Consider the following 818-nt stretch of genomic DNA (forward strand, 5'->3'; position numbering starts at 1 on the left):
GGAGCAAGGGCGATTGAGGCGCAAAGCTGCTCTTCAATTGCCAGCTATTGCAAATGCGGAATTTTCTCTAACCGGTGTGATCTATCCAGACTTTAAAGGCGGTTATAGACAACTGGAATATTTGCGGCAAATGGCACATGAGGGACCTCATATTCTTGTGACGGGTCAGGGGAGGATTTTAGGCAAATTTGTCATCCTTTCTGTCAAAGAAAAGCAAAGCTTCTTTCATCAAAATGGTAGCCCAAAAAAACAAGAATTTACCATCAATTTGAGAGAATATGGTGAAGAACTATGAGTGATCTTTACGTGACCAAAGATGGCGATATGGTAGATGCTATTTGCTGGAAATACTATGCTAAGGGGCAACAAGCCCTTGCTGTTGAACGCGTTTATGCAGCAAACTTTGGTCTTGCAGACTATGGCCCCATTTTAAAAGCAGGCATCACAATCCTCTTGCCAATCCTCCCCTATCCCAAAGCCACACCGGTCATTAGAATTTGGGGCAGTTAATCATGAAACCTTTTTGCACAGTGATGGCAAATGGCGAAGACATTACAAGAACTCTCATGGACTATGTTTTGTCGATTGAAATTACCGATGAAGCAGAAGACAAAAGTGACCGTATCACCATAGAACTTGATGACCGCGCCCGTGAGTGTGATAACGGCTTTCTTGACATTCCTCTCATCGGGACAGTTATTTCTGTCACTCTTGGCTATGAAGGCGGAAAAAACCGCGATATGGGAGCCTATCTGATAGACGAAATCTCTGTAAGCAGCCCACCACAAACCTTAAGTGTTACAGGGCGCGCTGCCTCT

At 44.4% G+C, this 818-nt stretch carries 2 protein-coding genes and 1 pseudogene; all 3 read left to right on the forward strand.

The window, feature by feature from the left end:
* Positions 1–295, forward strand: a 295-nt coding sequence (locus tag BN202_RS08935; protein ID WP_019220302.1) for a phage tail protein, incomplete at its 5' end; no start/stop codon positions are given.
* Complete coding sequence (locus BN202_RS08940) at positions 292–510, forward strand: tail protein X (RefSeq protein WP_019220303.1); 219 nt, start codon at positions 292–294, stop codon at positions 508–510. The genes BN202_RS08935 and BN202_RS08940, both read left to right, overlap by 4 nt.
* Before the next feature lie 2 nt (positions 511–512).
* A pseudogene (locus tag BN202_RS08945) lies at positions 513–818 on the forward strand (late control protein); the annotation flags it as partial.

Origin of the sequence: Bartonella florencae (assembly GCF_000312525.1) — a bacterium.
Taxonomy (GTDB): Bacteria; Pseudomonadota; Alphaproteobacteria; order Rhizobiales; family Rhizobiaceae; genus Bartonella; species Bartonella florencae.